This is a genomic window from Pseudonocardia sp. NPDC049635 (assembly GCF_040659795.1).
In the GTDB taxonomy this organism is placed as follows: Bacteria; Actinomycetota; Actinomycetes; order Mycobacteriales; family Pseudonocardiaceae; genus Pseudonocardia.
In genome coordinates this window covers 240,717-266,236 of the sequence record NZ_JBFAON010000003.1, presented here as the reverse complement: position 1 = coordinate 266,236, position 25,520 = coordinate 240,717, and the positions used below count along the sequence as shown (strand labels likewise).

The following is a 25,520-nucleotide window of genomic DNA, read 5'->3' as shown; positions in this document are numbered from 1 at the left end:
CCACCGGGCCGGGCCGCCTACAGGCGCGCGCCGGTCTCGGGGTGGAACAGGTGCAGTCCCTCCACCGAGGGGGTGAGGGCCACCCGGTCGCCCCGGCGGGCCCCGGAGCGCCCCCCGGTGCGGACGACGACCGCGTCGTCGGTCGAGCCGGTCAGCGAGGCGGTGTCGGACAGGTCGCCGGAGGACTCGGCGAGGGTGCCGTAGAGGTAGGCGTCCGACCCCAGCTCCTCGACGACGTCGACCCGCGCCGGGATGCCCTCCCCGCCGGCCGAGGTGACGCTCCACTGCTCGGGCCGGATGCCGAGGGTCACCGTGGTGAGCTGCTGGGCACCGATCGTCGACCGGACGTCCTGCGGCAGGCCGATCTCGTGCCCGGCCAGCCGCACACCGCGCTCGGTGACCGGCACCGTGAACAGGTTCATCGCCGGCGAGCCGATGAAGCCCGCGACGAACGCGTTGTCCGGCCGGTCGTAGAGGTCGGCGGGGGTGGCGAACTGCTGCAGCCTGCCGTCCGCGAGCAGCGCGACCCGGTCGCCCATCGTCATCGCCTCGACCTGGTCGTGCGTGACGTAGACGGTGGTCACCCCCAGCCTGCGCTGCAGCGCGGCGATCTCGGTGCGCGTGGAGACCCGCATCTTGGCGTCCAGGTTGGACAGCGGCTCGTCCATCAGGAAGACCCGCGGCTCGCGGACGATCGCCCGGCCCATCGCGACCCGCTGCCGCTGGCCGCCGGACAGCGCCCGCGGCTTGCGGTCGAGGTAGTCGGTGAGCCCGAGGATCGCCGCGGCCTCCCGGACCTTCGTCGCCCGCGCCTCCTTGTCCAACCCGGCCATCTTCAGCGGGAACGCCATGTTCTCGCCCACGGTCTTGTTCGGGTACAGCGCGTAGTTCTGGAACACCATCGCGATGTCCCGGTCCTTCGACGGCACACCGACCATGTTCTCGCCGTCGATCCGGATGGCCCCGCCGTCGATCTCCTCCAGCCCGGCCAGCATCCGCAGCGCGGTCGACTTCCCGGACCCCGACGGCCCCACCAGGACGACGAACTCGCCGTCCTCCACGGTGAGGTCCAGCCGGTCGACCGCCGGCTTCGCGCCGGGGGTGTAGATCCGGCTCGCCTGGTCGAACACCACGTCAGCCACGGCGGGCCCCCCTCTGCTTCTGCGACACGTTCACTTGACGGCTCCGAAGGACAGGCCCTGGACGAGCTTGTTCTGGGCGATCCAGCCGATGATCACGACCGGCAGCGCGGCCACCGTCGCCGCCGCGCACAGGCTGGCGAAGTACAGGCCCTCGGAGGTGATGAAACCGACCAGGTAGACCGGGACGGTCGCGGCCTGGGAGGCGGTGAGGTTCACCGCGAAGAAGAACTCGTTCCAGCTGAAGATCATGCAGATCAGCGCGGTGGCGGCCATCCCGGGCGAGATGATCGGCAGCACGACCTCGCGCAGCGAGCGCCACAGCGAGGCGCCGTCCATGCTGGCGGCCTCCAGCAGCTCCTTGGGCACCTCGAGGAAGAACGAGCGCATCATCCAGACCGCGATCGGCAGGTTCATCGCGGTGTAGAGCACGACCAGGGTCCAGATGTTGTCGAGCGCGCCGATGAGGTTCACCGCGACGTAGATCGGGACGATCGCGGCGACGATCGGCAGCATCTTGGTGGAGATGAAGAAGAACAGCACGTCCTGGGTGCGCTTGACCGGCCGCAGGCTCAGCGCGAACGCCGCCGGGGTGCCGAGCAGCAGCACCAGCACCGTCGACATGAGCGTCGCGAACAGCGAGTTCAGCAGGTAGGGGGTGACCCCGCCGCCGAACACGCCGGCGAACTGGTCCAGCGTCGGGGTGAAGAACAGGGTCGGTGGGTCGGTGTAGGCGTCGCGTTCCTGCTTGAACGCGGTGAGCACCATCCACAGCACCGGGAAGAAGAACCCGATGCCCACGATCCAGGCCAGCACCGTCAGCAGCGTTCCGGTGCCGCGGCCCTTCGGCCGGGCGGGAGCCCCGGTGCCCGGCGTCGCGCGGGTGTTGTCGGAGACCGCGGTCATCACGCCTCCTCGGTGGAGAAGCTACGGAAGATCAGGCGCAGCGCCAGGGTGGCGACGATGATCGTCGCGATCACGGTCACCACGCCCATCGCGGCCGACTCGCCGATGTCGAAGCCCAGGAAGGCCCGCTGGTAGATGTAGAAGGGCAGGTTCGCGCTCGCCGTCCCCGGGCCGCCCTGGGTCATCATGTAGATCGTGTCGAAGGTGTTCACCAGGTAGATCGCCCCGAGCACGACGCCCAGCTCGATGAACCGGCGCAGGTGCGGCAGGGTGACCTCGCGGAACACCGCGAAGCCGCCCGCTCCGTCCATCCGGGCCGCCTCGATCACCTCGGGCGGCTGCGAGCCGAGCCCGGCCAGGATCAGCAGCATCATGAACGGTGTCCACTGCCAGACCAGGGCGACGATCACCGCGGCCCGCGGGTAGCTGGAGATCCAGTCGGTGGTGCCGGCCCCGAACGGGGAGAGGACGAAGTTCACCAGGCCGTAGGTGGGGTCGAACATGACCGTCTGCCAGATCAGCGCGCCGGCCACCGGGGTGATCAGGAACGGGGTGATGATCAGCGTGCGGATCAGGCCGCGCCCCGGGAAGCTCCGGTTGAGCAGCAGCGCGATCCCCAGGCCCAGGAGCATCGCGATCAGCACCGAGCCGAGCGTGAGGACGATCGAGTTCAGCGCGACCCCGCGGAACTGCGAGTCGGTGAACACCGTCACGTAGTTCTCGAACCCGACGAACCGCTGGCTGCCCGGGTTGACCAGGTTCCAGGACTGCGTCGAGTAGTAGATCGTGAACAGGAACGGCAGCTGCGTCACGACGATCGTGAAGAGCAGCGCGGGGAGCAGCGGTCCCCGCCGGATCCAGCCGTCCCGGCGTGAACCGGGCCCGGCCGCGGGCCGCCCGGCCCTCGACGGCGGGGCCGCGGGATCGGCGACGGCCGGTCCGCTGCCCGACGTGCTCGCCTCCGAGGTGCTCACCGGTCCACCCCCTGCTGCTCCTGGTAGGACTCGCCGACGGTCTCGGCGTAGTTCTGGGCCTGCTCCAGTGCCTCGTCGACGCTCTGCTGACCGGCGATCGCGGCGGAGATCTGCTGGCTGACCCGGGTGCCGAGGTCCTGGAACTCGGGGATCGCCAGGAACTGCACGCCGGTGTAGAGCACCGGGTCCCGGGTCGGATTCTCCTGGTCGGCGTCGGTGATGGCCTGCTGGGTCTGCGGCGCGTAGGCGGCCGAGGCCTCGACGTACTCCGGGATGTCGTAGGTCGACCGGCGGGCGCCCGGGGGGACCGAGGTCCAGCCGAACTCCTCGCCGACGAGTCGCTGGTAGGGCTTGGAGGTCATCCAGGACAGGAACCTCCACGTCGCGTCGACCTGCTCGGGACCCTTCTCCGCGGTCGTCTGCGGAATCGCCAGCGCCCAGGAGTACAGCCAGCCGGACGGGCGGCCGTCGTCACCGACCGGGGCCGGCGCGTAACCCACGTTCCCGACGACCTGGGACTCCTCGGGGTTCTCCACCAGGCCTGCGGCGACGGTGGCGTCGTACCACATCGCGGCGTTGCCCTGGCTGAACTGGGTGCCGCACTCGGAGAAGCCGGCTTGGGCCGAACCGGGGATGCCGTTCTCGCGCACCAGGTCGACGTAGAACTGGACGGCCCGGCGGACCTCGGGGGAGGTCAGCTGGGCGTTCCACTGCTCGTCGTACCAGCGGCCGCCGAAGGCGTTGACCACCGTGTTCAACGGGGCCATCACCTCACCCCAGCCGGGCAGCCCGCGCAGGCAGATCCCGGAGCGGTTCTGGTCCCGGTCGGTGAGCCTGCGGGCGAACTCGGCGACCTGCGGCCAGGTCGGCCGCTCGGGCATCGTCAGCCCGGCCTCGGCGAACAGGTCCTCGCGGTACATGAGGAACGACGACTCGCCGTAGAAGGGCACCGAGTACATGTGACCGTCCGGTCCGGACAGCGCGTCCCGGATGCTCGGGGTGAAGTCGTCCGGGTCGTAGCCGGGGGTGTCGGCCATCAGCGGGTCGAGGTCGACCAGCCAGCCGTTCTCGGCCCATTGCGGGGTCTCGTAGTTGCTGATCATCACCGCGTCGAACTCGTCGCCGCCGGTGGCGACCGACGCGGTGATCTTCGCACGGGCCTCGTTCTCGGACAGGCTCACGAAGCGCAGCCGGACGTCCGGGTTCTCCGCCTCGAAGCGCGGGGTGAGCGCGATCGCGTCCTCCATCTGCGGGTTGGAGACGATCGCGATGGTCACCACCCGGGCGCCCTCCGGCAGGCCCAGCGCGCCGGCGCCCGCGCACGCGGACAGGGCCAGCGAGAGGACCGCGATCAGGGCGGCGGCAACGGTGGGCCGTCGGCGGTGGCGGGTCGTGCTCCCGGGGGTCACGGCGACTGGTTCCGTTCGGCTCGGCCGTTGCGCACGGCGCTCTCCTCGTCGTCGAGGGCTGGGGTGTGGACGCGGCGCTCGTCTGCCGACGACTGTGATTCGGCACACGTCCATTCGGCGGACTCGTGTACGGTATGCGCCAAGTAACCGCTTGCGCAAGCGCTTGCCTGTATCGTGCGTTCGAACCGTGATCCGGAGGTGCACGATCGCGACCATGGCTGAGGTCGCCCGGCTGGCCGGGGTGTCCACCGCGACCGTCTCGCATGTCCTCAACGGCACCCGGCTGGTCCGGGAGGAGACCCGCCAACAGGTTCTGGCGGCGATGGAGCAGGTGGGATACACGCCGAACGAGGCGGCCCGGTCGCTGGCCACCGCCCGGACCCGCACCCTCGGGCTCGCCCTGTCCGCGATCTCCAACCCGTACCTGGGCGAACTGCTGCACGCCGTGGAGGACGAGTCCGCCCGGGCCGGGTACACACTGCTGCTCGCCGATCCGCACGACGACCCCGGCTACGAGGCGACCGCGGTGTCCCGGCTCCGCAGCCGGGTCGACGGGGTGCTGCTGGCCCCGTCCGCCGACTCGGCGGGCACGCTGGCCGCGCTCGCCGCGCAGAAGGTGCCGACGGTGCTCGTCGACCGGATGCTCGGCGGCGGGCACGACGAGGTCGGCACCGAGAACGTCGAGCCGGTGGCCGGGTTGGTGGAACACCTCGCGGCGGCCGGGCACACCCGGATCGGCTTCGTAGCCGGGCACGCCGGGCTGGCGACCACCGTCGAGCGGCTGGCCGGGTACCGGCTCGGCCTGTACCGCGCGGGGCTGGCGTACTCACTGGTCGTGGAGGGTCACTCGGAGGCCGAGCCGGCCCGCCGGGCGGTGCGTGAGCTGCTCGAGCGCCCGGACCGCCCGGCGGCGCTGGTCACCGGCAACAACGCCATGACGATCGGCGCCGTCCAGGCCGCCCACGACGTCGGCCTGGGCATCCCCGGTGACATCGCGCTCGCCGCCTTCGACGACTTCCCCTGGGCGGACGCGTTCAGTCCCCGGCTGACCGTCGTCGCGCAGCCCTTCGCCCGGATCGGCCGGGAGGCGGTGCGGCTGCTGCTGCGGCGGATGGCCGAACCCGGCGCGGAGCCCCGCTCGGTGCGGCTGCCTGCCCGGTTCGTGCACCGGGAGTCCTGCGGCTGCGGGCGGGACGGCCGACCATGATCCGGCCCGGAGAGCGCCGGCCCCGTGGAGCAATGCCGGAGCGCCGATCATGATCCCTGTTCTGGGAGTGCCGGAGCCTGGATCGCGCACCGATGCTCCCACGACAGGGATCATGGTCCGAGGGCGCGCCGGATCCGGGCCACCGTCTGCTCCGGGCGGTCCCGGATGTCGTGCCAGGTGAAGCGCAGCACGGTCCAGCCGGCCTCGACCAGCGCGTTCTGCTTGCGACGGTCGGCGCGGAACCGCTCGGGATCGGAGTGGAACGCCCAGCCGTCCACCTCCACGGCGAGCCGGCTGCGCGGGAACGCGACGTCCACGAACCACGGCCCGAACGGCAACCCGTGCTCGAACCCGGTGATGCCGGCTCGCCGCAGGTGCCCGATCAGCCGTCGTTCGGCCCGTGAGTCGGCCCGGTCTGCCGCCTCCACCAGCAGCGACCGGGCGCGCGGCAGCCCCGCGGGGCCGATGTTGCGGTGGTGCGCGGCGAGCAGCTCGGCGAACGGGAGCCCGCGCTGCAGCACCCGGTCCAGGAAGGCCGCACCGTCCGGGAGCGTCGCGGCGGCCTCCAGGGCGGTGAGCCCGGGAGACGTGAGCGGCAGGCCATCGCGCACCACCCGGTCCGCGGGGGCGAGGTCGCGGCGGCGCAGCCGGATCCCGTCGGGCACGGTCCGCCGGATCCGGTGCGGCACGGTCACCCCCACCGGACGGGAACGGTCGGGCAGCCGCGGCAGCATCCGGTGCACGACCGCCGCGGCGACGCCGTCGAGCACGCCGTGCGGGGCCGCCCAGCGTGCGGCTGCGGTGACCAGCATCCGGCTGGTCGCCCGGTGCGCCGTCGAGCACAGCACCCCCGGGTGGACCTCGACGAGTTCGCCGCGCGCGATCCGGCGCCGGACCAGGGCCGGGGACATCCCGCAGGCCCGGGCCTGGGCCCGGGTGATCACGCCGTGCTGGCCGCGCAGGACGTCCTGGAAGCGCATCCGCGGGAGCCTGCCCGCGCGCGACCAGGGCCGGGCGGGTTCGGCGGAACCGGTTCGCCGCGGCAAAGGTCCGCGGGGCCGACCATGATCCCCGTCTCGGGAGTCCTGGAGCGGGATGCGCACCCCGGCACTCCCGAAACAGGGATCATGGTCAGCCGCGCCCGGCCAGCACCTCGTCCAGGTCGAAGCGCACCGGGCGCTCGAGCTGCTCGTAGGTGCACGACGCCGGGTCCCGGTCCGGGCGCCACCGCACGAACTGGGTGGTGTGCCGGAACCTCGCGCCCTCCATGTAGTCGTAGCGGACCTCCACCACCCGCTCCGGGCGCAGCGGGACGAACGACAGGTCCTTGCCCGCGTTCCACCGGCTCGTCTCGGACTTGCGCGGGGTGCGCTCGCCCTCCAGCTGTTTCGCCCACGCCCAGGGGTGGTCGTCGAAGTCGGTGACCAGCGGGGCCAGCTCGGCCATCAGCTCGCGGCGGCGGGCCATCGGGAACGCCCCGACCACGCCGACCGACACCAGCACCCCGCGCTCGTCGTGCAGGCCCAGCAGCAGCGAGCCGACCGCGTCCGGTCCGGACTTGTGCACCCGGTACCCGGCGAGCACGCAGTCCGCGGTGCGCTCGTGCTTGACCTTGGTCAGCACCCGCTTGTCCGGCTGGTAGACCCCCGCCGGGTCCTTCGCGATCAGCCCGTCCAGCCCGGCCCCCTCGAACCGCTCGAACCAGCGCCGCGCGGTGCCGGTGTCGGAGGTGATCGGGGTGAGGTGCACCGGCGGGGCGGCATCGGCCAGCGCCTCCTCCAGCATCGCGCGGCGCTGCGCGAACGGCAGCCCGGTCAGGTCGTCGGAGCCCAGTGCGAGCAGGTCGAACGCGACGAACGACGCCGGGGTCTCGGTGGACAGCAGTGTCACCCGGCTGGCGGCGGGATGGATCCGCTGCTGCAGTGCCTCGAAGTCGAGCCGGTTGTGCTCCCGGTCGGCGACGACGATCTCCCCGTCGATGACCGCGCGGGACGGGAAGTTCGCCCGCACCGCCTCGACGACCTCGGGGAAGTAGCGGGTCATCGGCCGTTCGTTGCGGGAGCCGATCTCGATCTCGTCACCGTCCCGGAAGACGATCGAGCGGAAGCCGTCCCACTTGGGCTCGTAGAGCCGTCCGTCCGGGATCGACGGCGCGGGCTTGGCCAGCATCGGCTTCACCGGGGGCATCACGGGCAGGTCCACGGGGGTGGAGTCTCCTCTCACGGCGGCGTGTTCGCAGGGGTGGACCCGGCCGGCGCGGTGAACTGATCGGTGCCGTGCTGGACTGCCCCGATGGCCCGCCTGCCCGACCGCGCCGAGCTGGACCGCGCCCGCGACCGCACGATCCCCGACGTGCTGCCCGGACCCGGTCACCCGCCGCTGCGGGTGCTGTTCTGCGGGATCAACCCGGGGCTGGTCTCGGCGGCCACCGGGCACCACTTCGCGCGGCCGGGCAACCGGTTCTGGCCGGTGCTGCACGAGGCGGGGTTCACCCCGCGCCTGCTGCTCCCCGCCGAGCAGGGCGAGCTGGCGGCGCTGGGTCTGGGGATCACGAACATGGCGCCGCGGGCGACCGCCCGCGCCGACGAGCTGACCGACGACGAGCTGGTCGCCGGCGGCGAGCGGCTGCGCGACCTGGTGGCGCGGCACCGCCCGGCGTGGCTCGCCGTGGTCGGGATCGGCGCCTACCGGACCGCGTTCGGGCGCCGGGACGCAGCGGTCGGGGAGCAGGCCGACCGGCTCGGCGGGACCGGGGTGTGGGTACTGCCGAACCCGTCCGGGCTGAACGCGCACTGGTCGCGGGAGGCGATGGTCGCCGAGTTCGGCCGGCTCCGCGGGCGCTGCTGACCTCGGGGATCGGCGCCGGGGATCAGGGACCGGCCTCGGGCGGGGTGGTCGCCTTCAGGAACAGGCCGACGGCGAACCCCACGGCGAGGAACACGACCACCCACCACCAGGTGTCGGACAGCGTCCAGACGACGGTGCCGAGCACGAGCCCGCCACCTATCCCGTAGCCGAGCCGCTGCAGCCGCTGCCTGCGGTGGTCGTCAGCCATCGCCGTCCTCCGGCCGGGCGTTGCGGTGGTCGTAGGCCAGGCCCACGAGAATGCCGCCCAGCAGGCCGAAGCCGAGGAGGGCCCAGTTGTCGAACACGATCGAGACACCGGTCCCGAGGCAGAGCCCGAGGGCGACGCCGAGCCCGATCCCCATGTTGGCCGAGTCGCCGTCGGCCGAGTGGTCGTCGGGCTCACGTCCGTCGTCGGCCATGCGCGGAGCCTACCGGTCCAGGTCGGGCAGATCCGGCGGATCCGACCCGTCGCGGGCGTCCCGGTCGGCCCATTCCAGCAGCGGGTCGATCGCGAACGGGGTCTCGTCGATCTCCGCGTGCAGGTCCCCGAGCTCGGCGTAGCGGGCGGGCATCGTGGCGACGGTGAAGTCGGCGGGCTCGCACGCGCCGATCTCGTCCCAGCGCACCGGTGCCGACACCCGGGCGTCCGGCGTGCCGCGCACCGAGTAGGCGCAGGCGATCGTGTGGTCGCGGGCGTTCTGGTTGTAGTCGACGAAGATCTTCGAGGGGTCCCGGTCCTTGCGCCACCAGGACAGGTCGACGCGGTCGCAGCGCCGGCCCACCTCGCGGGCGAACGCGTGCGCGGCCCGGCGGACGTCGGCGAAGCCGTGATCGGGCGGGATCCGCACGTACACGTGCAACCCCGCACCGCCGGAGGTCTTCGGGTACCCGGTGGCACCCAGCTCGTCGAGCACCTCGTGCACGACGCCGGCGACCCGGCGGACGTCCGCCCAGGACGAGGACGGCATCGGGTCCAGGTCGATCCGCCACTCGTCGGGGGACTCGACGTCGGCCGCGCGGGAGTTCCACGGGTGGAACTCCACGGTGGACATCTGGACCGCCCAGATCACGTCGGCCAGGTGGGCGACGCACAGCTCGTCGGCGGTGCGGTCGTAGCGCGGGAAGTGCACGCGCACGGTGCGCACCCAGTCCGGCGCGCCGCGCGGCAGCCGCTTCTGGTGCACCTTCTCCCCGGTGACGCCGGTCGGGAACCGGTGCAGCATGCACGGCCGGTCCCGCAGCGCGCGGACGACGCCGTCGCCGACCGAGCGGTAGTACTCGGCCAGGTCCCGCTTGGTCTCGCCGCGCTCCGGGAAGTACACCCGGTCCGGGCTGGAGAGCCGCACGACGCGGTCGCCGATCGTCAGCTCGATCGGTGCACCGGCGTCGGCGGGCATGGCGCTCAGTGCCGCCAGCTGCGCCGCTTGTAGATCGGGTACGTGACCGCGCCGATCAGGCAGACGGCGGCCGGGACGGCCATGAACAGGAACTCGGTCCAGCTGATCGGGTGCCCGATCGTGAACAGCAGCAGGATGATCCCGGTGAGACCGGCGGCGATCGGCAGCCCCTTGGTGAAGTTCTGGTGCCAGCCCCAGTCGACCGACGGCTCCGCCTCGGGGTCGACGCCCGACCGGACCGCGACCTCGCGTGTCTTGCTCGCCACGTGCTTCCTCCCGTTACGTCCCGCCGCAGACCGGGGTCATCGTCGCACAGCGGGCGCACCGGGGATGATGGGCAGTGATGAAGTCACTCGTCGTGGTGGGCAGCACCGGTTCGGTCGGCACCCAGGCCCTCGATGTGATCACCCGCGCCGGCGGGTTCACCGTGTCGGGGCTGGCCGCGGGCGGGTCCGACGTGCCCGCGCTCGTCGCCCAGGTCCGCGCACACAACGTCCCCCGGGTGGCGGTCTCGTCGACGGCGGCCGCCGCGCAGCTGCGGACCGCGCTGCCGGGGGTCGAGGTGATCGAGGGGCCGGACGCGGCCACCGAGCTGGTCACCGCCTGCGGCGCGGACGTCGTGCTCAACGGGATCACCGGGTCCCGCGGTCTCGGGCCGACCCTGGCCGCGCTGGCCACCGGCGCCCGGCTGGCGCTGGCGAACAAGGAGTCCCTGGTCGCCGGTGGTCCGCTGGTGCTCGCCGCGGCCGAGCCCGGGCAGATCGTGCCGGTCGACTCCGAGCACTCGGCGCTCGCGCAGTGCCTGCGCGGCGAGCGGGCCGCCGAGGTCGACCGGCTGGTGCTGACCGCATCCGGCGGACCGTTCCGGGGCCGCACCCGGGCCGCGCTGGCCGAGGTCACCGTCGAGCAGGCGTTGCAGCACCCCACCTGGGCGATGGGGCCGGTCATCACGATCAACTCGGCGACCCTGGTGAACAAGGGCCTGGAGGTGATCGAGGCGCACCTGCTGTTCGGCATCGGCTACGACCGGATCGACGTCACCGTGCACCCGCAGTCGATCGTGCACTCGATGGTCACCTTCACCGACGGTTCCACGATGGCCCAGGCGTCCCCGCCCGACATGCGGCTCCCGATCGCGCTGGCACTGGGCTGGCCGGACCGGCTGCCCGGTGCGTCCACCCCGTGCGACTTCACCCGGGCGCAGAGCTGGACCTTCGAACCGCTCGACGACGACGCGTTCCCCGGCGTCCGGCTGGCGCGGGCCGCCGGGCGCGCCGGGGGCTGCCTGCCGGCCGTGCTGAACGCCGCCAACGAGGAGCTGGTCGAGGCGTTCGTGCGCGGCCGGATCGGCTATCTCGGGATCACCGACCTGCTCGCCGAGGTGCTGGAGGCGGCCGACGCCTGGACGGGTGACCCGGCTACCGTTGCGGACGTGCTGGCGGCGGAGGAATGGGCCCGCGCCCATGCGAGGGAGAAGGCGGGTTCGTGACCATCTTCTGGACGATCGTCGGGATCGCGATCTTCTTCGTCGGGTTGCTGATCTCGATCGCCTGGCACGAGCTGGGGCACTTCGCCACCGCCCGCTGGTTCGGCATCAAGGTGCCTGAGTTCATGGTCGGCTTCGGCCGGACGATCTGGTCGGTGAAGCGGGGGGAGACCGAGTACGGGATCAAGGCGATCCCGCTCGGCGGCTACGTCCGGATGATCGGGATGCTGCCCCCGGCGCCCGGGAAGACGCTCGGCCGCAGCCGGCGCACCGGGCCGTTCCAGGGCCTGATGGACGACGCCAGGGCCCAGTCCCGGCTGGACGTGCTGCCCGAGGACGTCGACCGGCAGTTCTGGACGCGGTCGCCGTGGAAGCGGATCGTCGTCATGTTCGCCGGGCCGTTCATGAACCTGATCCTCGCGGTCGCGCTGTTCGCGGTCCTGCTGATGGGAGTCGGTCAGGCGACCGACGGCACCCGCATCCGGGACGTCAGCGAGTGCGTCGTCCCGGCGAGCATCGCCGCGACGCAGCAGGTCGAACAGTGCCCGGCGGGTGCGCCGCCCACCCCGGCGGCCGCCGCCGGCCTGCTTCCCGGCGACCGTGTCGTGAGCTTCGCCGGCCAGGACATCGAACCGGCACAGGGGCAGCAGTTGCGTGAGGCGATCCGGGTCGCCTCGGGCCCCACACCGATCGTCGTCGAGCGGGCCGGCGAGCGGATCGCGATGTCGGTGGACATCATCGACAACGAGGTGCAGGACTTCCAGGATCCGACGCGTACCGTGACCGCGGGTTTCATCGGGGTGTCGCTGCTGCCCGACTACGTGCGGCAGGGGCCCGGTGCCGTGGTGAGCGAGATCGGGTCCATGATCGTCCGCACGGGCGAGGCGATTACCCAGATCCCGGAACGCGTCCCCGCCGTCTTCGGCGCCGCGTTCCTCGGCGAGGAGCGCGAGCCGGACAGTCCCGTCGGAGTCGTCGGGGTGTCCCGTATCGGCGGCGAGATCCTCGCCCAGGAGGACGTGCCCTGGCAGCAGGACGTGTCGCTGTTCCTCGGGCTCCTCGCAGCGGTCAACATCTCGCTGTTCCTGCTCAACCTGCTGCCGATCCCGCCGCTGGACGGCGGGCAGATCGTCCCGGCCATCTGGGAGTCGATCAAACGGAACACGGCGCGCGCGCTCGGGAGACCGGACCCCGGTCCGGTCGACGCGGCGCGGCTCCTCCCGGTGGCCTACGTCTTCGTCATCGTCTTCCTCGGCTTCTCGCTGATCCTCGCGGTCGCCGACATCGTCAACCCCGTCCGGTTCTTCGGATGAGCCCGGAGCACCATCCGCGCCCGCTGGCGGTGTTCGACATCGACGGCGTGCTGGCCGACGTCTCGCACCGGCTGCACTTCCTCGACGTGCACCGGTGGGAGAAGTTCTTCGCCGCCGCGCACGCCGACCCGCTGCTGGAGGAGGGCGCGCAGCGGCTGGCGGAGGCGCTGGAGCGCTACGACGTGGTCTATCTGACCGGCCGGCCGGAGCGGAACCGGCGGCTCACCGAGGACTGGCTGGCCGGGTTCGGTCTGGCCACCGGCCCGCTGTACATGCGGCCCGACGACGACCACCGCCCGGCCCGCTACGTCAAGCGCGAGGTGTTGCGCCGTCTCGCCAGGGACCGGGAGATCGCGATGATCATCGACGACGACCCGGCCGTGGTGCGGGTGCTGGCCGACGACGGCTGGCCGGTCGAGCTGGCCACCTGGCTGCCGCACTCGTCGACCCTGCAGGACGCGCAGGAGAAGCACGGCCGCACCTGATCCGGAGTCCGCCAACTCCCGACCGTGCTCTGCACGGCATCGTGCACTCGCGCCGGCGCTACGCCCGTGTCCGCAGCCGGCCGCCATCGCGGCGAGGAACGCTCCGAACGCAAGATTCGGGCTGCCTCAAGCCGTCCACCCCACGACTGCTGCCCCAGTCCTCCAATGAGTGCACTCGGCGAGGGTGCGTCGCTCAGAGGTCGTCCTGAACAGCACCGCGAGTCCGCGCGATCGATCTCCCGAACGGGGTCAGTTCCCACATTGCCGGGAATCGTGTCGAGCATTGAATCATTCCGTCATCCTGTAGATTTCGAACCGCGATCACGATACCTTCGAGCAGTGACGAGTGTGATGAAAGAATCAGACTCTCTGTTTCTTCATCGAGCATCGTGGCGAGACTGGTTGCGGTCTCGGGTCCCATCTGCAGCAGGTCGAGGATCTCCTTCTGGACTTCTTCCGAGGCTGACTTCCTCATACTGGCACCGCCGGGTAATCGTCGGGGAATCGCGCGTGGGGCCGTGTATCGCCTTGCCGTTTCGGACAATTGCGTGGCACCGAAGGTCATTTCCGTAGTCCAAGCTACCTTCAACGTCAATTTGAGTTCCTCACCGGCGACCGCCGCCGCAGGGCGCGCGGCGACCCCGGGTGCCGGGAGGACCGATGACGGACACACCGGAGACACCGCACGACGACCCCGCCCCCGGCCGGTCGTCGACCGGGCCACCTGGCAGGCCGCCCGGGACGAGCTCCTGGTCCGGGAGAAGGCACACACCCGTGCGGGCGACGCACTCGCCGCGCAGTGCCGGCGGCCGCCGATGGTGGAGTTCGACGGACCCGTCGAGGTCGTCGGTCCGGACGGCCCGGTCCCGTTCCGGGACCTGTTCCAGGGTCGGGACGAGCTCGTCGTCCACAAGCACACGTGGAACGACGGCGCACCGCACCAGGACCAGTGCGAGGGCTGCACCACCACGGCCTGGCACCTGCGCGACACCGTCTGCCCCAGCGCCCGCGGGGTCTCCGTGGCCGTCGTCACCACCGGCGAGTGGGACGAGGTGGCGGCCGGCTACGTCGGGTTCATGGGCTACCCACGGCACTTGTACTCGGTGCGCGGGCCGGACGAGCCGGTCGGCGGCGACATGGGCTTCCTCACCAGCTACCTGCGCGACGGCGACCGCACGTTCCTCACCTACTCCACGACCGGCCGCCGCAACGAGCCGGTGAGCGGGTCGTTCGCGCTGCTCGACCGGACGCCGCGCGGCCGGGGCGAGGCGTGGGAGGACGGGCCGGGAGACCGGGACGCCTGCTGGTACTGGCGCACGGACGCCGCCGGGAGCCCCGCCTCGGGGCCGACCAGCCGTCCGGTGCCGCAGTGGACCCGTGCCGGCGCCACCGCGGTGGCCACCCTCGGCCGGCACAGCCACTGGCACTCACCGGCACTGCCACTGACCGGCCCGCGGGTGCGTCCGCTCACCGGGAACGGCGGTCCGCCCGCGGCGATGGGATAGTGGTGGTCGTGAGTGTCGCCCTCGGAATGCCCGCAGTCTCACCTGAGCCCGCGCCGACCCTTGCCCCGCGCCGCAGGACCCGTCAGCTGCAGGTCGGCCCGGTCGGCGTCGGCTCGGACCACCCGATCTCCGTGCAGTCGATGACGACCACCCTGACCTCCGACATCAACGCGACGCTGCAGCAGATCGCCGAGCTGACCGCGTCCGGCTGCGACATCGTGCGGGTGGCCTGCCCGTCCGCCGACGACGCCGAGGCACTCCCGGCGATCGCCGCGAAGTCCCAGATCCCGGTGATCGCCGACATCCACTTCCAGCCCAAGTACGTGTTCGCCGCGATCGAGGCGGGCTGCGCGGCCGTCCGGGTCAACCCGGGCAACATCCGCAAGTTCGACGACCAGGTCAAGGAGATCGCCCAGGCGGCGAAGGACCACGGCACCCCGATCCGGATCGGGGTCAACGCCGGTTCGCTGGACAAGCGACTGATGCAGAAGTACGGCAAGGCCACCCCGGAGGCGCTCGCCGAGTCGGCCATGTGGGAGGCGGGCCTGTTCGCCGAGCACGACTTCCACGACATCAAGATCTCGGTGAAGCACAACGACCCGGTCGTGATGGTGCGCGCCTACGAGCTGCTCGCCGAGCAGTGCGACTACCCGCTGCACCTGGGCGTCACCGAGGCCGGGCCGGCGTTCCAGGGGACGATCAAGTCGGCGGTCGCCTTCGGTGCGCTGCTCCGCCAGGGGATCGGTGACACCATCCGGGTCTCGCTGTCCGCGCCGCCGGTCGAGGAGATCAAGGTCGGCCAGCAGATCCTGGAGTCGCTGAACCTGCGCCCGCGCCGTCTGGAGATCGTGTCCTGCCCGTCCTGCGGGCGCGCCCAGGTCGACGTCTACAAGCTCGCCGACGAGGTCACCGCCGGTCTGACCGGCATGGAGGTCCCGCTGCGCGTGGCCGTCATGGGTTGTGTCGTGAACGGGCCGGGCGAGGCCCGCGAGGCCGACCTCGGGGTCGCGTCCGGCAACGGCAAGGGCCAGATCTTCGTCAAGGGTGAGGTCATCAAGACCGTGCCCGAGCACAAGATCGTGGAGACGTTGATCGAGGAGGCCATGCGGATCGCCGAGGAGATGGGCGAGACCGTTCCGGGCGAACCGCAGGTGACGGTCGGCTGAGCGTTGTCCGACGTGGCATCATGAGTCACGTGCTGAGGGTGGCCGGAGCACGGCTTCTCGACGATCGTCACCGCTCCGGGGTGCACGACGCGCTCGACGCCGACCCGGTCGCCTCCTGCATGGTCGCGGCGCGGGTCGAGGCCGTCGGGCTGGACCCGTGGCGGCTCGGTGGTGAGCTCTGGTCCTACGGGGGGCCCGCCGAGGGGCTCTGCTTCTCCGGGGCGAACCTGGTACCGCTGCGCGGGGAGCGTTCCGCGCTGCGGGCGTTCGCCGACCGGGCCCGGCGTTCCGGCCGGGCCTGCTCGTCACTGGTCGGCCGGGCGGAGCTGGTGCTCCCCATGTGGGACGAGCTCTCCTCGGTCTGGGGCCCCGCCCGCGAGGTCCGCCCCGACCAGCCGCTGATGACGCTCACCGGCATGCCGGCCGTCCCGCCGGACCCGCAGGTGCGGCCGGTCCGGATCGACGAGCTGGACCGCTACCTGCCCGCCGCGGTCGCCATGTTCACCGAGGAGGTCGGCGTCGATCCGCGCGACGGCGACGGTGGTGTCGGCTACCGCGCACGGGTCGCCGAGCTGATCACCTCCGGCCGGGCGTTCGCCCGGTTCCAGGACGGTGAGGTCGTGTTCAAGGCCGAGATCGGCGCCCTGTCCCGGCGGGTCGGGCAGATCCAGGGGGTCTGGGTGCACCCCGCGTGGCGCGGGCACGGGCTCGGCACCTCGGGCACGGCGTCGGTCGCGGTGGCGCTGGCGGCGATGGGGCGCTGCGCGAGCCTCTACGTCAACGCCTTCAACTCCCCGGCCCGCGCCGCGTACCGGCGGGTGGGGTTCACACAGGTCGCACGGTTCGCCACCGTCCTGTTCTGAGGGCCCCGTCCCGGCCGGCCGGTCCCGCAGCCCGGGAGGCTTCATGCCGGTGTGATCCCGGGCCCGTCATACTCGGCGACCGTGCTGCGCTCCCTGCGGATCCGACCGGTCGTGCTCGCTGTCGTGCTCGCCGTCCTGGCGACGGCGGGAGTGGTCGTGGCCCTGCTCCGGCCCTGGGACGGGGCGGGCCGGGTCGCGGAGCGCTACGTCGCCGCGTGGGCCGCCGGCGACGCACCGGCCGCCGGTGCGCTGACCAGTGAGCCGCAGGCCGCAGCGGCGTACCTGGAGCGCGCCCGCACCGACCTGGATGCGACGTCGATGACCGCCCGGGTCACCGGCACCGACGGCGGCGACACCCGGGCCACCTCGGTCGTCGACGTCGACTGGGACCTGGGGCAGGGCCGTCGCTGGACCTACACCCTGGAACTCCCGCTGGTCATCGCTCCGCGGTCTGCCGCGAACGACACCGGCTGGGCCGTCGACTGGTCCCCGGCCGCGTTCGCACCGGGCCTCGCCGAGGGGCAGCGCCCGGTCAACCGCACGGTGAACGCCGAACCCGCGCCGGTGCTCGACGCCTCCGGGGCGACCCTGCTCGCACCCGTGCCGGTCATCTCGATCACTCTGGACCGCAGGCAGGGTGATCTCGCGGCGACGGCGTCGACCCTCGGCTCGGTGCTGGGGGACATCGACCCGGCGATCACCGGGCGCAGCATCACCGACGGGGCGAACCGCACCCCGGAGGGCCAGGCGTACACGGTCGCCGTGCTGCGCGAACCCGACCACGAGCGGGTCCGCGACCGGATCGAGGACCTCCCCGGTGTGCGGTTCGTGCGTTCCACCCGGCTGCTGCCGCCGGACTCCGGGTTCGCGGGCCGGCTGATCCAGGGCGCGCGAGCCGAGATCGACCGGGCGACCGGCGGCACCCCGGGCTGGTCGATCGACGCGGTGGGCGCCGACGGCAGCACCGTGTCGTCGCTGGCCGGCGCGCCTCCCACGCCCGGGGAGCCGGTCACCCTCGAGCTGGACCGGACCGTGCAGGAGGCCGCGCAGGGCGCCGTGGACGGCGAGTCGCGGCAGGCGATGATCGTCGCGATCCGGCCGTCGACCGGCGCGGTGCTGGCGGTCGCGCAGAACGCGGCCGCGGACTCCGACGGAATGCTCGCGCTGACCGGCCGCTACCCGCCGGGATCCACGTTCAAGATGGTCACCGCCTACGCGGCGATGCCGGCCGGGAACCTGACCCCGCAGTCGCCGGTGGAGTGCCCCGGCACCACCGTGATCGACGGCCGCACCATCCCCAACGAGGACTCGTTCGTGCTGGGGACGGTCCCGTTGCAGCAGGCGTTCGCCCGATCGTGCAACACGACGTTCTCCCGGCTCGCGCTCGGCCTGCCGCCCGAGGGCCTCCCGGAGGCGGGCCGTGCGCTCGGTTTCGGCGCGGACTGGACCGTCCCCGGCATGACGACGATCACCGGCTCGGTGGACGCCGCCACCGACGACCTCCAGCGCTCCGTCGACGGCATCGGGCAGGGCGACGTGCTGGCGTCGCCGTTCGGGATGGCGCTGGTGTCGGCGACGATCGCGCACGGGGCCCCGGTCACCCCGACGCTGATCCGCGGCCTGCCCACGGAGGCCACCATCGCCCCCGGTGTCCCGGACCGGGCCGTGCTCGACCAGCTCCGGCCGATGATGCGGGCCGTGGTCACCTCCGGGACCGCGACCGCGGCGAACGGGCAGGGTGAGGTGTTCGGCAAGACCGGGACCGCGGAGTACGCGGGCCCGGACGGGACCAACCGCGCGCACGGCTGGTTCACCGGTTACCGCGGCGACCTGGCGTTCGCGACGCTGATCGTCGACGGCGGCTCGTCCGGCCCGGCGGTGAGCCTGTCGGCGCGGTTCCTGGCCGAGGTGCCCCGCTGACCTGCTGATCCGCTATCGGGCACCGGCACGTTCGACGGCCGGACGTTCCGGTTCCCGATCCGTGATCTCCGGCGGGGAGGGTCGCTCGCACGCCGTCCCTTGCCCCGCCACTTACGCTGGTCGGCGTGCACCCGAGCCGGATCCCCGCCCTGGCGCTCGCAGCCGATCTCGTCGCCGTCGTCGTGTTCGCCGCGGTCGGCCGGATCAGCCACGCCGAGGCGGACAGCCTCGTCGGCCTCGCCGGCACCGCGCTGCCGTTCCTGATCGGCGCCGCCGCCGCCTGGGCGACGCCCTGGGTGCGGTCCTCACCCACCTCGTTGCGGGCCGGGTTCGTGGTGCTCGCGCTGAGCGTGGGCATCGGGTTCGTGCTGCGGCTGGGCTTCCTGGGGCGGCTGCCGCTGTCGTTCGCCGTCGTCGCGGTGGTGGCGCTGGCGGTACTGCTGCTCGGCTGGCGGGTGCTGGCCGGGGTGGTGGCCCGGCTGCGCGGGCCGCGCGAACCGTCCCACGGCTGATCGGGCCGGGTCGCAGCGACCGCGCGCCCGCCCTGGACCGGCGGCGGGCCTGCCGTCGTCGGGCGGACCTCGCCTCCGGGCAGGAGACCGTTCCCAGGTCACACCCGCGGCCCGGTCGGCGCCGCGCGGCGAGGCATACGATGGAACGCATGGCCACCCGCACGTTGCTCGTCCCCGGTACGCCGACCCCGATCCGCGAGGTGCCCGCACACATCCCGCGGCCCGAGTACGTCGGCAAGCCGTCCCCGGCGCGCAGCCGCCGCGGCGACGTGCAGACCCCCGAGACGATCGAGCTCATGCGGCACGCGGGCAGGATCGCCGCGCAGGCGCTGCGGCTGGCGGGGGAGACCGTCCGGCCCGGCATCACCACCGACGAGATCGACCGCGTGGTCCACGAGTTCCTCGTCGACCACGACGCCTACCCCTCGACGCTGGGCTACCGCGGCTTCCCCAAGTCCTGCTGCACCAGCCTCAACGAGGTCATCTGCCACGGCATCCCGGACACCACGGTGATCAACGACGGCGACATCGTGAACGTCGACGTCACCGCGTTCGTCGGCGGTGTGCACGGTGACACCAACGCCACGTTCCTGGCCGGCGACGTCGCCGAGGAGCACCGGCTGCTCGTCGAGCGCACCCGTGAGGCCACCATGCGGGCGATCAAGGCGGTCCGCCCGGGGCGGGAGCTGAACGTCGTCGGCCGGGTCATCGAGTCCTACGCCAAGCGCTTCGGCTACGGCGTCGTGCGCGACTTCACCGGTCACGGCATCGGCCACGAGTTCCACTCGGGGCTCGTCGTGCTGCACTACGACCAGCCCGACGTGCACACGGTCCTCGAACCGGGGATGACCTTCACCATCGAGCCGATGATCACCCTCGGCGGGATCGAGCACGACACCTGGGACGACGACTGGACCGTCGTCACCCGGGACAGGTCGTGGGTCGCGCAGTTCGAGCACACGATCGTCGTCACCGACGACGGCGCGGAGATCCTCACCCTCCCCTGAGCGCGTCCCCCGCCGCGGCCGTCGCAGCAGGGACGGGACGAGCTCAGGCGGCCCGGTGGGCGCGGAGCGCGGCGAGGGCGTCGTCGGCGTGCCGGTTCATCGCAGTCTCGGAGCCGATCTCGGCGAGGATCCGTCGGTCGGTGTCGATCACGAACGTCCGCCGGCGGGTGTGGAAGTGCCCCGGAAGCCAGGCCCGCCACGCCCCGAACGACTTCGCCACGGCGTGGTCGGCGTCGGAGAGCAGCGGGAACGACAGTGCGTTGGCGGCGGCGAACATGCCCTGCTTGTCCACCCGGTCGCTGGAGATCCCGACCGGTTGCGCGCCCAGCTCGGCGAACTCCGCGGACAGGTCCCGGAAGTGGCACGCCTCCTGGGTGCAGCCGGTCGTCATCGCGGCGGGGTAGAAGAAGAGCACCACGGGCCCGTCGGAGAGCAGGGTGCTCAGCCTGCGCGGGGTGCCGGTCTCGTCCGGCAGTTCGAAGTCGGTCGCGAGATCGCCGACGGCCATGATGTCTCCTCGTGGCGGATGGGGGCTCGCCCCGTGTTCGTCCCGGCGGGGGTCTCCGGGGCGATGATCATCAGCTTCCCATCCCGCGCGCCGCGCCGCCCGCCGGCGTCGTGTGTGGGCCGGACCACCCGCGGATCCTCGCCGGGGGTGCCGGTTCACCGGCACCGCTGCCCGGACCCGGCCGACCGGCCGGGCCCGGTGGATCCGGCGGCCGCCCGGTGACCAGAATGGCGTGCGCCCCCGGCACGACCGGACCGGGCGGGGAGACCGGATGCGAGGAGCACGGACGATGGGCATGCCACCGGAGCTGACGGTGCGGCAGCGGATCGCGGCCACACTGCGGCGGCGCCGTCGCGGGTCGGGGTTCTGGTTCGGCCTGGCGATCGCGGTGATCTGGCCGTTCGTGGTGTGGGGCACCCGGTTGGGCTGGCGCGGCGGTGAGCACCTGCCGCGGACCGGGGGCGCGCTGCTGGTGGCCAACCACGTCTCGTTCTCCGACCCGATCTTCGACATCGCGTTCGGCACGACGCACGGCCGGATGCCGCGGTTCATGGCCAAGTCGGAGCTGTGGAGCGTGCCGGTGGTGAAGTGGGTGCTCGGCGGGGGCGGGCACATCCCGGTCTACCGGGCCTCGAAGCGGGCGACCGAGTCGTTCGCCGGCGCGATCGACGCGCTGGAGCGGGGCGAGATCGTCGCCGTCTACCCGGAGGGCACCTACACCGCCGACCCGGACGGCTGGCCGATGAAGCCGAAGAACGGTGTCGCCCGGATCGCACTCCGTTCCGGCGTACCGGTGATCCCGATGGCCAACTGGGGCACCCAGGACTTCCTGCCCGCCGAGGGCCGCCCGCGTTTCCGCCCGCGCAAGCGGATCGGCATCGCGCTGGGCCCGCCCGTCGACCTGTCCGAGTTCGCGGACCGCCCGCTCACCCGCAGCACGCTCGACGCCGCCACCAAGAAGATCATGGACGAGGTCACGACGCTGCTGGAGGGGCTGCGCGAGGAGACCCGGCCGGCCGCGCCGTACGACCCCGAGCAGGCCGACCGCCCCGGCACACCGGGCGACCCGGTCGATCCGGCGGAGCGCGCGGCGAGCTAGATCTCCAGGCCCAGCAGGGCGTTCTCGACGACCTCCGGCAGCGCCGGGTGGATCCAGTACTGGTCGGTGGCCAGCGACCGCGCGTCCTGTCCGAACACCATCGCCTGGATCAGCTGCTGGATCAGGGTGGACGCCTGCGGGCCCAGGATGTGCGCGCCGAGCAGCCGCCCGGTGCCCTTCTCCGCGATGATCTTGCAGAGGCCGGTGCGGTCCTCCATGGCCCAGCCGTAGGCGACGTCGCCGTAGTTCTGCACCTTCACGGTGACGTCGAGCCCCTGCTCGCGCGCCTCGGCCTCGGTGAGACCGACGGCGGCGATCTGCGGCTCGGTGAACACCGCGGACGGGACGAGATCGTGGTTGGTGGCGCGCAGTTGCGCCGGACGGCTCAGGTTGTGGCCGACGATCTTCGCCTCGTGGTTGGCGACGTGCTTGAGCTGGTGCGGCGAGCTGACGTCACCGAGCGCCCAGACCCCCTCGGCGGAGACGCTGCGCTGGAACTCGTCGACGGCGACCCGGCCGTCGGCGTGCATCGTGATCCCGGCCCGGTCGAGGTCCATCCGGTCCCCGTTGGGGATGCGGCCGGTGGCGACCAGCAGGGTGTCCGCGACGACCTCGGAGCCGTCGTCGAGAGTGATCGTCACCTCACCGCCGCCGCCGGTCCCGTCACCAGACAGCGCGCTCACCTGCCGGCCGAGCCGGCAGTCCCAGCGGGCGGCGGCGATCTCGGTGAAGCGCTCGGAGATCGTGTCGTCGAGGTGACGCAGCAGCCGCGGGCCCCGGGCGATCACCGTGACCTCGGCGCCGAGCGCGGAGAACACGTGCGCGAACTCGCTGCCGATGAACCCGCTGCCCAGGATCGCGAGCCGCCGCGGGACGGCGTCGATCCGCATCACGGTGTCCGAGGTCTCGAACGGCACACCGGAGGCCGCTACCACCGGCGGGATGCTCGGTCGCGATCCCGCGGCGACGACCACCCGGTCCGCGGTGACGACGTCGGTGCCCGAGCCGTCGGTCCGGTCGACGGCGAGCTCACGCTCACCGGTGAACCGGGCGTGCCCGAAGTACACGGTGACGTTCGGGCTGCGCTCGACGCGGTACTCCCGGCCGCCCTCCGAGATCGGGTCGATCCGGCCGAACACCCGGTCCCGGATGTCGGCCCAACGGATCTTGTCGATGCTCGCGTCGACACCGTAGGTGTGCGCGCGGCGGACGGTCTCGGCGACGTCGGCGGCGTAGACGTACATCTTGGTCGGGATGCAGCCGACGTTCAGGCAGGTGCCGCCGAACACCCCGTGCTCGATGAGCGCCACGTCCAGGTCGGCGAACCGCTCGTCCAGGAAGGTGTTGCCGGAGCCGGTGCCGATGACGACCAGATCGTGGTGGGACACAGTGCGAGGCTAGTCGCTTCCGTGGTGGCTCCGCGGTCTGGTACCCAGGGCAGGTGACCGTGTACACGACGGGCGCCACGGTGCGCCGCAGCTGGGCGCCCGATCTCGACACCGGCACCCTCTACGCGCTGCTCGCGCTGCGCACCGAGGTGTTCGTCGTCGAGCAGAACTGCCCCTACCAGGAGCTCGACGGCCGCGACCTGGAACAGCGGACCCGGCACTACTGGCTGGCCGCCGAACGCGACGGGGAGATCGAGATCCTCGCCACCCTGCGGCTGCTGAAGGAGGCCGGTGGCGGCTACCGGATCGGCCGGGTCTGCACCCGGCGCGACGCCCGCGGCCGGGGTCTCGGGCACCGGCTGATGGAGGCCGCGCTGGCCGAGGTCGGCGACGGGCACTGCGTACTGGACGCCCAGCAGGCGCAGGCCGCCTTCTACGCACGGCACGGGTTCGTCGTCGCGGGGGAGCCGTTCACCGAGGACGGGATCCCGCACGTGCCGATGAGCCGGTCGCGGCCCTGACGGCGGTGGGTGCGCCGGGTTCGGGATCGCGTTCGGCGACCGGCACCCGCTGTCCTCGGATCGGGTCGCGATCATGCTCGCGCGTCGGGGCCGTGGCCGGCCGGTCGTAGGCGATACTCCCGGGTGAGAACGATCGGGAGGGGGATCGATGAGCGACGAGCGACGCGGCGAGCGACCCGCGTGGGGCCGGGTCGGGCCGGAGGATCCCACCGCGGACCCGGCGACGCATCCGGCGCTGCGGGTCCCGGACACGTCGACCGAGCTCGAACCCTCCGAGCAGCCGACGGTGGCCGTGCCCACCGACCTGCAGCCCGACGGCGACGACAGCACGACGGAGCGGCGCGCCATCCCGCAGACCCGGATCGGCGCCCTGTGGGCGGCGCTGATCCTCTCCGCGGTCGTGCTGATCTTCCTGCTGGTCTTCATCGTGCAGAACACCACACCGGTGGTGATCAACTTCCTGTGGCTGAGCGGGACCCTGCCGACCGGTGTGGCGCTGCTGTTCGCGGCGATCGCCGGGATCCTGCTGGTCGCGGTCCCCGGGACCGGCCGGATCCTGCAGCTGCGGCGCGAGGCCCGGAAGCACTAGCCCCCGGGCCCCGGGCCGGCAGCTAGCGCCGCCTGCCCCGCCCGCGGCCCCTGGCCGGTGCGGGCTGCTGGCTGCGCGGCGTCGGGATCGGCTCGCCGGACGGTTCGCGCGACCCGGTCACCCGGACCAGATCCGGATGCCCCGGTCCGACCCGCGCCACCTCGGGCTTGACCCCGGCCTGCCGGGTGAGGGTGTCCACCTCGGGCTTCTGCTCCGGGGTGGACAGGGTGACGACCACACCGTCCTCACCGGCCCGGGCGGTCCGCCCGGCACGGTGCAGGTACGCCTTGGGGTCGGCGGGCGGGTCGACGTGCACGACCAGCCCGACGTCGTCGATGTGGATGCCGCGGGCGGCGACGTCGGTCGCGACCAGCACCGGCACCTCGCCCGACCGGAAGTCGTCGAGGGCGCGGTTGCGCTGGTTCTGCGATCGTCCGCCGTGCAACGGCCCGGCGGCGACGCCCTGGCGGCGCAGCACACGCACCATCCGGTCGGCACCGTGCTTGGTGCGCACGAACAGGATCGTGCGGCCCTCCCGGGCGGCGATCTCGGCGATCACCCGGGCCCGGTCGTCCGAGCCGACGACGAGCACGTGGTGCTCCATCGTGTCGACGCTCGCCGTGGCCGGGGCGACCGACCGGGTCACCGGATCGGTGAGGTAGCGGCGGACGAGGGTGTCGACGTCGCCGTCCAGGGTCGCGGAGAACAGCAGCCGCTGGCCGTCGGACGGGGTGCGGTCGAGGATCGACCGCACCTGCGGCAGGAAGCCCATGTCGGCCATCCGGTCCGCCTCGTCGAGGGCGGTGACGGTGACCTCGGACAGGTCGCAGGTGCCCTGCTGGAGATGGTCGGCGAGCCGGCCCGGGGTGGCGACGAGCAGGTCGACGCCGCGGCGCAGCTCGGCGACCTGCTTGGACATGGACAACCCGCCGACGACGGTGGCGAGCCGCAGGTTCACCGGCCCGGCCAGCGGGGTGAGCACGTCCACGACCTGGGTCGCGAGCTCGCGGGTCGGCACGAGGACCAGCCCGAGTGGCATCCGGGAACGGGCCCGGTCACCGGCGAGCCGGGCGAGCAGCGCCAGCCCGAAGGCGAGCGTCTTGCCCGAGCCGGTCTGGCCGCGGCCGAGCAGGTCACGCCCGGCGAGGGTGTCCGGCAGGGTCGCCGCCTGCACCGGGAACGGCGCGGTGAAGCCCTCGTCGGCGAGTGCCTTGACCAGCGCCTCGGGCAACCCGAGCTCGGCGAACGACGGCATGCCCGACTCGGGTGCCGTCCACTG

At 72.5% G+C, this 25,520-nt stretch carries 28 protein-coding genes; 14 read left to right on the top strand and 14 right to left on the bottom strand.

The window, feature by feature from the left end:
• Window positions 1-17 precede the first annotated feature (17 nt).
• From AB0J24_RS06070 to AB0J24_RS06055, 4 genes are all read right to left on the bottom strand, one after another.
• Window positions 18-1,142 carry an ATP-binding cassette domain-containing protein gene (locus tag AB0J24_RS06070; protein ID WP_358676139.1) on the bottom strand — a complete coding sequence of 375 codons (1,125 nt, stop codon included), beginning with the start codon at window positions 1,140-1,142 and terminating at the stop codon, window positions 18-20.
• A gap of 30 nt (window positions 1,143-1,172) precedes the next feature.
• Window positions 1,173-2,045, bottom strand: coding sequence for a carbohydrate ABC transporter permease (locus tag AB0J24_RS06065; protein WP_358676136.1), 873 nt, complete (start codon window positions 2,043-2,045; stop codon window positions 1,173-1,175).
• A complete protein-coding gene (locus tag AB0J24_RS06060; RefSeq protein ID WP_358676458.1) occupies window positions 2,045-2,902 on the bottom strand; it encodes a sugar ABC transporter permease in 858 nt (285 codons plus the stop codon). Before AB0J24_RS06060 ends, AB0J24_RS06065 begins: the two co-directional genes overlap by 1 nt.
• Before the next feature lie 113 nt (window positions 2,903-3,015).
• Complete coding sequence (locus tag AB0J24_RS06055) at window positions 3,016-4,428, bottom strand: sugar ABC transporter substrate-binding protein (protein ID WP_358676133.1); 1,413 nt, start codon at window positions 4,426-4,428, stop codon at window positions 3,016-3,018.
• Between the two features lie 214 nt (window positions 4,429-4,642).
• Between AB0J24_RS06055 and AB0J24_RS06050 the strand changes: the two genes are divergently transcribed.
• Entirely contained in the window at window positions 4,643-5,635 is a 993-nt protein-coding gene (locus AB0J24_RS06050; RefSeq protein WP_358676130.1) for a LacI family DNA-binding transcriptional regulator, read from the top strand.
• A gap of 110 nt (window positions 5,636-5,745) precedes the next feature.
• On the opposite strand, the gene AB0J24_RS06045 is transcribed toward AB0J24_RS06050, so the two are convergent.
• Both AB0J24_RS06045 and AB0J24_RS06040 read right to left on the bottom strand, forming a co-directional pair.
• A complete protein-coding gene (locus tag AB0J24_RS06045; RefSeq protein ID WP_358676127.1) occupies window positions 5,746-6,615 on the bottom strand; it encodes a type IV toxin-antitoxin system AbiEi family antitoxin domain-containing protein in 870 nt (289 codons plus the stop codon).
• Window positions 6,616-6,766: 151 nt separating this feature from the next.
• Window positions 6,767-7,837 (bottom strand): ATP-dependent DNA ligase, encoded by a 1,071-nt coding sequence (locus tag AB0J24_RS06040; RefSeq protein ID WP_358676124.1) that lies wholly within the window; start codon window positions 7,835-7,837, stop codon window positions 6,767-6,769.
• A gap of 90 nt (window positions 7,838-7,927) precedes the next feature.
• Between AB0J24_RS06040 and mug the strand changes: the two genes are divergently transcribed.
• Complete coding sequence (gene mug / locus AB0J24_RS06035; protein ID WP_358676121.1) at window positions 7,928-8,482, top strand: G/U mismatch-specific DNA glycosylase; 555 nt, start codon at window positions 7,928-7,930, stop codon at window positions 8,480-8,482.
• A 22-nt stretch (window positions 8,483-8,504) separates the two neighbouring features.
• On the opposite strand, the gene AB0J24_RS06030 is transcribed toward mug, so the two are convergent.
• From AB0J24_RS06030 to AB0J24_RS06015, 4 genes are read right to left on the bottom strand one after another with little or no spacing between them, the layout of a single operon-like run.
• Window positions 8,505-8,690, bottom strand: coding sequence for a hypothetical protein (locus tag AB0J24_RS06030; RefSeq protein ID WP_358676118.1), 186 nt, complete (start codon window positions 8,688-8,690; stop codon window positions 8,505-8,507).
• Window positions 8,683-8,901, bottom strand: coding sequence for a hypothetical protein (locus AB0J24_RS06025; RefSeq protein ID WP_358676115.1), 219 nt, complete (start codon window positions 8,899-8,901; stop codon window positions 8,683-8,685). The genes AB0J24_RS06030 and AB0J24_RS06025 overlap by 8 nt, the downstream gene beginning before the upstream one ends.
• A gap of 9 nt (window positions 8,902-8,910) precedes the next feature.
• Window positions 8,911-9,879, bottom strand: coding sequence for a non-homologous end-joining DNA ligase (gene ligD / locus AB0J24_RS06020; RefSeq protein ID WP_358676113.1), 969 nt, complete (start codon window positions 9,877-9,879; stop codon window positions 8,911-8,913).
• 5 nt (window positions 9,880-9,884) lie between these two features.
• On the bottom strand, window positions 9,885-10,145 hold the full coding sequence (locus tag AB0J24_RS06015; protein ID WP_358676110.1) for a DUF2631 domain-containing protein: 261 nt from the start codon (window positions 10,143-10,145) through the stop codon (window positions 9,885-9,887).
• 77 nt (window positions 10,146-10,222) lie between these two features.
• Here AB0J24_RS06015 and dxr point away from each other — a divergent pair, with 77 nt between their 5' ends.
• The 3 genes from dxr to AB0J24_RS06000 are packed head-to-tail and all read left to right on the top strand — an operon-like array spanning window position 10,223 to window position 13,163.
• On the top strand, window positions 10,223-11,368 hold the full coding sequence (dxr, locus tag AB0J24_RS06010; RefSeq protein WP_358676107.1) for a 1-deoxy-D-xylulose-5-phosphate reductoisomerase: 1,146 nt from the start codon (window positions 10,223-10,225) through the stop codon (window positions 11,366-11,368).
• Window positions 11,365-12,678, top strand: coding sequence for a site-2 protease family protein (locus tag AB0J24_RS06005; RefSeq protein ID WP_358676104.1), 1,314 nt, complete (start codon window positions 11,365-11,367; stop codon window positions 12,676-12,678). Before dxr ends, AB0J24_RS06005 begins: the two co-directional genes overlap by 4 nt.
• Complete coding sequence (locus AB0J24_RS06000; RefSeq protein ID WP_358676101.1) at window positions 12,675-13,163, top strand: hypothetical protein; 489 nt, start codon at window positions 12,675-12,677, stop codon at window positions 13,161-13,163. The genes AB0J24_RS06005 and AB0J24_RS06000 overlap by 4 nt, the downstream gene beginning before the upstream one ends.
• Window positions 13,164-13,356: 193 nt before the next feature.
• On the opposite strand, the gene AB0J24_RS05995 is transcribed toward AB0J24_RS06000, so the two are convergent.
• Window positions 13,357-13,728, bottom strand: a complete 372-nt coding sequence (locus tag AB0J24_RS05995; protein ID WP_358676099.1) for a hypothetical protein — start codon at window positions 13,726-13,728, stop codon at window positions 13,357-13,359.
• A gap of 184 nt (window positions 13,729-13,912) precedes the next feature.
• Between AB0J24_RS05995 and AB0J24_RS05990 the strand changes: the two genes are divergently transcribed.
• The 6 genes from AB0J24_RS05990 to map all read left to right on the top strand — a co-directional run bounded on the left by AB0J24_RS05990 (window position 13,913) and on the right by map (window position 20,136).
• Window positions 13,913-14,668, top strand: a complete 756-nt coding sequence (locus AB0J24_RS05990; protein ID WP_358676456.1) for a DUF899 family protein — start codon at window positions 13,913-13,915, stop codon at window positions 14,666-14,668.
• Between the two features lie 8 nt (window positions 14,669-14,676).
• On the top strand, window positions 14,677-15,834 hold the full coding sequence (gene ispG, locus AB0J24_RS05985; RefSeq protein ID WP_358676096.1) for a flavodoxin-dependent (E)-4-hydroxy-3-methylbut-2-enyl-diphosphate synthase: 1,158 nt from the start codon (window positions 14,677-14,679) through the stop codon (window positions 15,832-15,834).
• Between the two features lie 29 nt (window positions 15,835-15,863).
• Entirely contained in the window at window positions 15,864-16,697 is an 834-nt protein-coding gene (locus AB0J24_RS05980) for a GNAT family N-acetyltransferase (RefSeq protein WP_358676453.1), read from the top strand.
• An 81-nt stretch (window positions 16,698-16,778) separates the two neighbouring features.
• A complete protein-coding gene (locus AB0J24_RS05975) occupies window positions 16,779-18,617 on the top strand; it encodes a penicillin-binding transpeptidase domain-containing protein (RefSeq protein WP_358676093.1) in 1,839 nt (612 codons plus the stop codon).
• A gap of 125 nt (window positions 18,618-18,742) precedes the next feature.
• Window positions 18,743-19,129 (top strand): DUF3054 domain-containing protein, encoded by a 387-nt coding sequence (locus AB0J24_RS05970; protein WP_358676090.1) that lies wholly within the window; start codon window positions 18,743-18,745, stop codon window positions 19,127-19,129.
• 149 nt (window positions 19,130-19,278) lie between these two features.
• Window positions 19,279-20,136 (top strand): type I methionyl aminopeptidase, encoded by an 858-nt coding sequence (gene map, locus AB0J24_RS05965; RefSeq protein ID WP_358676087.1) that lies wholly within the window; start codon window positions 19,279-19,281, stop codon window positions 20,134-20,136.
• 43 nt (window positions 20,137-20,179) lie between these two features.
• On the opposite strand, the gene AB0J24_RS05960 is transcribed toward map, so the two are convergent.
• The gene (locus AB0J24_RS05960; RefSeq protein ID WP_358676084.1) at window positions 20,180-20,644 is read right to left on the bottom strand and encodes a peroxiredoxin; all 465 of its coding nucleotides are present in this window, start codon (window positions 20,642-20,644) and stop codon (window positions 20,180-20,182) included.
• Between the two features lie 289 nt (window positions 20,645-20,933).
• Between AB0J24_RS05960 and AB0J24_RS05955 the strand changes: the two genes are divergently transcribed.
• The gene (locus tag AB0J24_RS05955) at window positions 20,934-21,743 is read left to right on the top strand and encodes a lysophospholipid acyltransferase family protein (RefSeq protein ID WP_358676081.1); all 810 of its coding nucleotides are present in this window, start codon (window positions 20,934-20,936) and stop codon (window positions 21,741-21,743) included.
• Here the strand turns inward: AB0J24_RS05955 and AB0J24_RS05950 are convergent.
• Entirely contained in the window at window positions 21,740-23,131 is a 1,392-nt protein-coding gene (locus tag AB0J24_RS05950; protein ID WP_358676078.1) for a mycothione reductase, read from the bottom strand. The genes AB0J24_RS05955 and AB0J24_RS05950 overlap by 4 nt on opposite strands.
• A 53-nt stretch (window positions 23,132-23,184) precedes the next feature.
• Between AB0J24_RS05950 and AB0J24_RS05945 the strand changes: the two genes are divergently transcribed.
• Window positions 23,185-23,652, top strand: coding sequence for a GNAT family N-acetyltransferase (locus AB0J24_RS05945; protein ID WP_358676075.1), 468 nt, complete (start codon window positions 23,185-23,187; stop codon window positions 23,650-23,652).
• A gap of 148 nt (window positions 23,653-23,800) precedes the next feature.
• Window positions 23,801-24,241, top strand: a complete 441-nt coding sequence (locus AB0J24_RS05940) for a lipopolysaccharide assembly protein LapA domain-containing protein (protein ID WP_358676072.1) — start codon at window positions 23,801-23,803, stop codon at window positions 24,239-24,241.
• A gap of 22 nt (window positions 24,242-24,263) precedes the next feature.
• Here the strand turns inward: AB0J24_RS05940 and AB0J24_RS05935 are convergent, their stop codons facing one another.
• Window positions 24,264-25,496, bottom strand: coding sequence for a DEAD/DEAH box helicase (locus AB0J24_RS05935; protein ID WP_358676450.1), 1,233 nt, complete (start codon window positions 25,494-25,496; stop codon window positions 24,264-24,266).
• Between the last annotated feature and the right edge of the window lie 24 nt (window positions 25,497-25,520).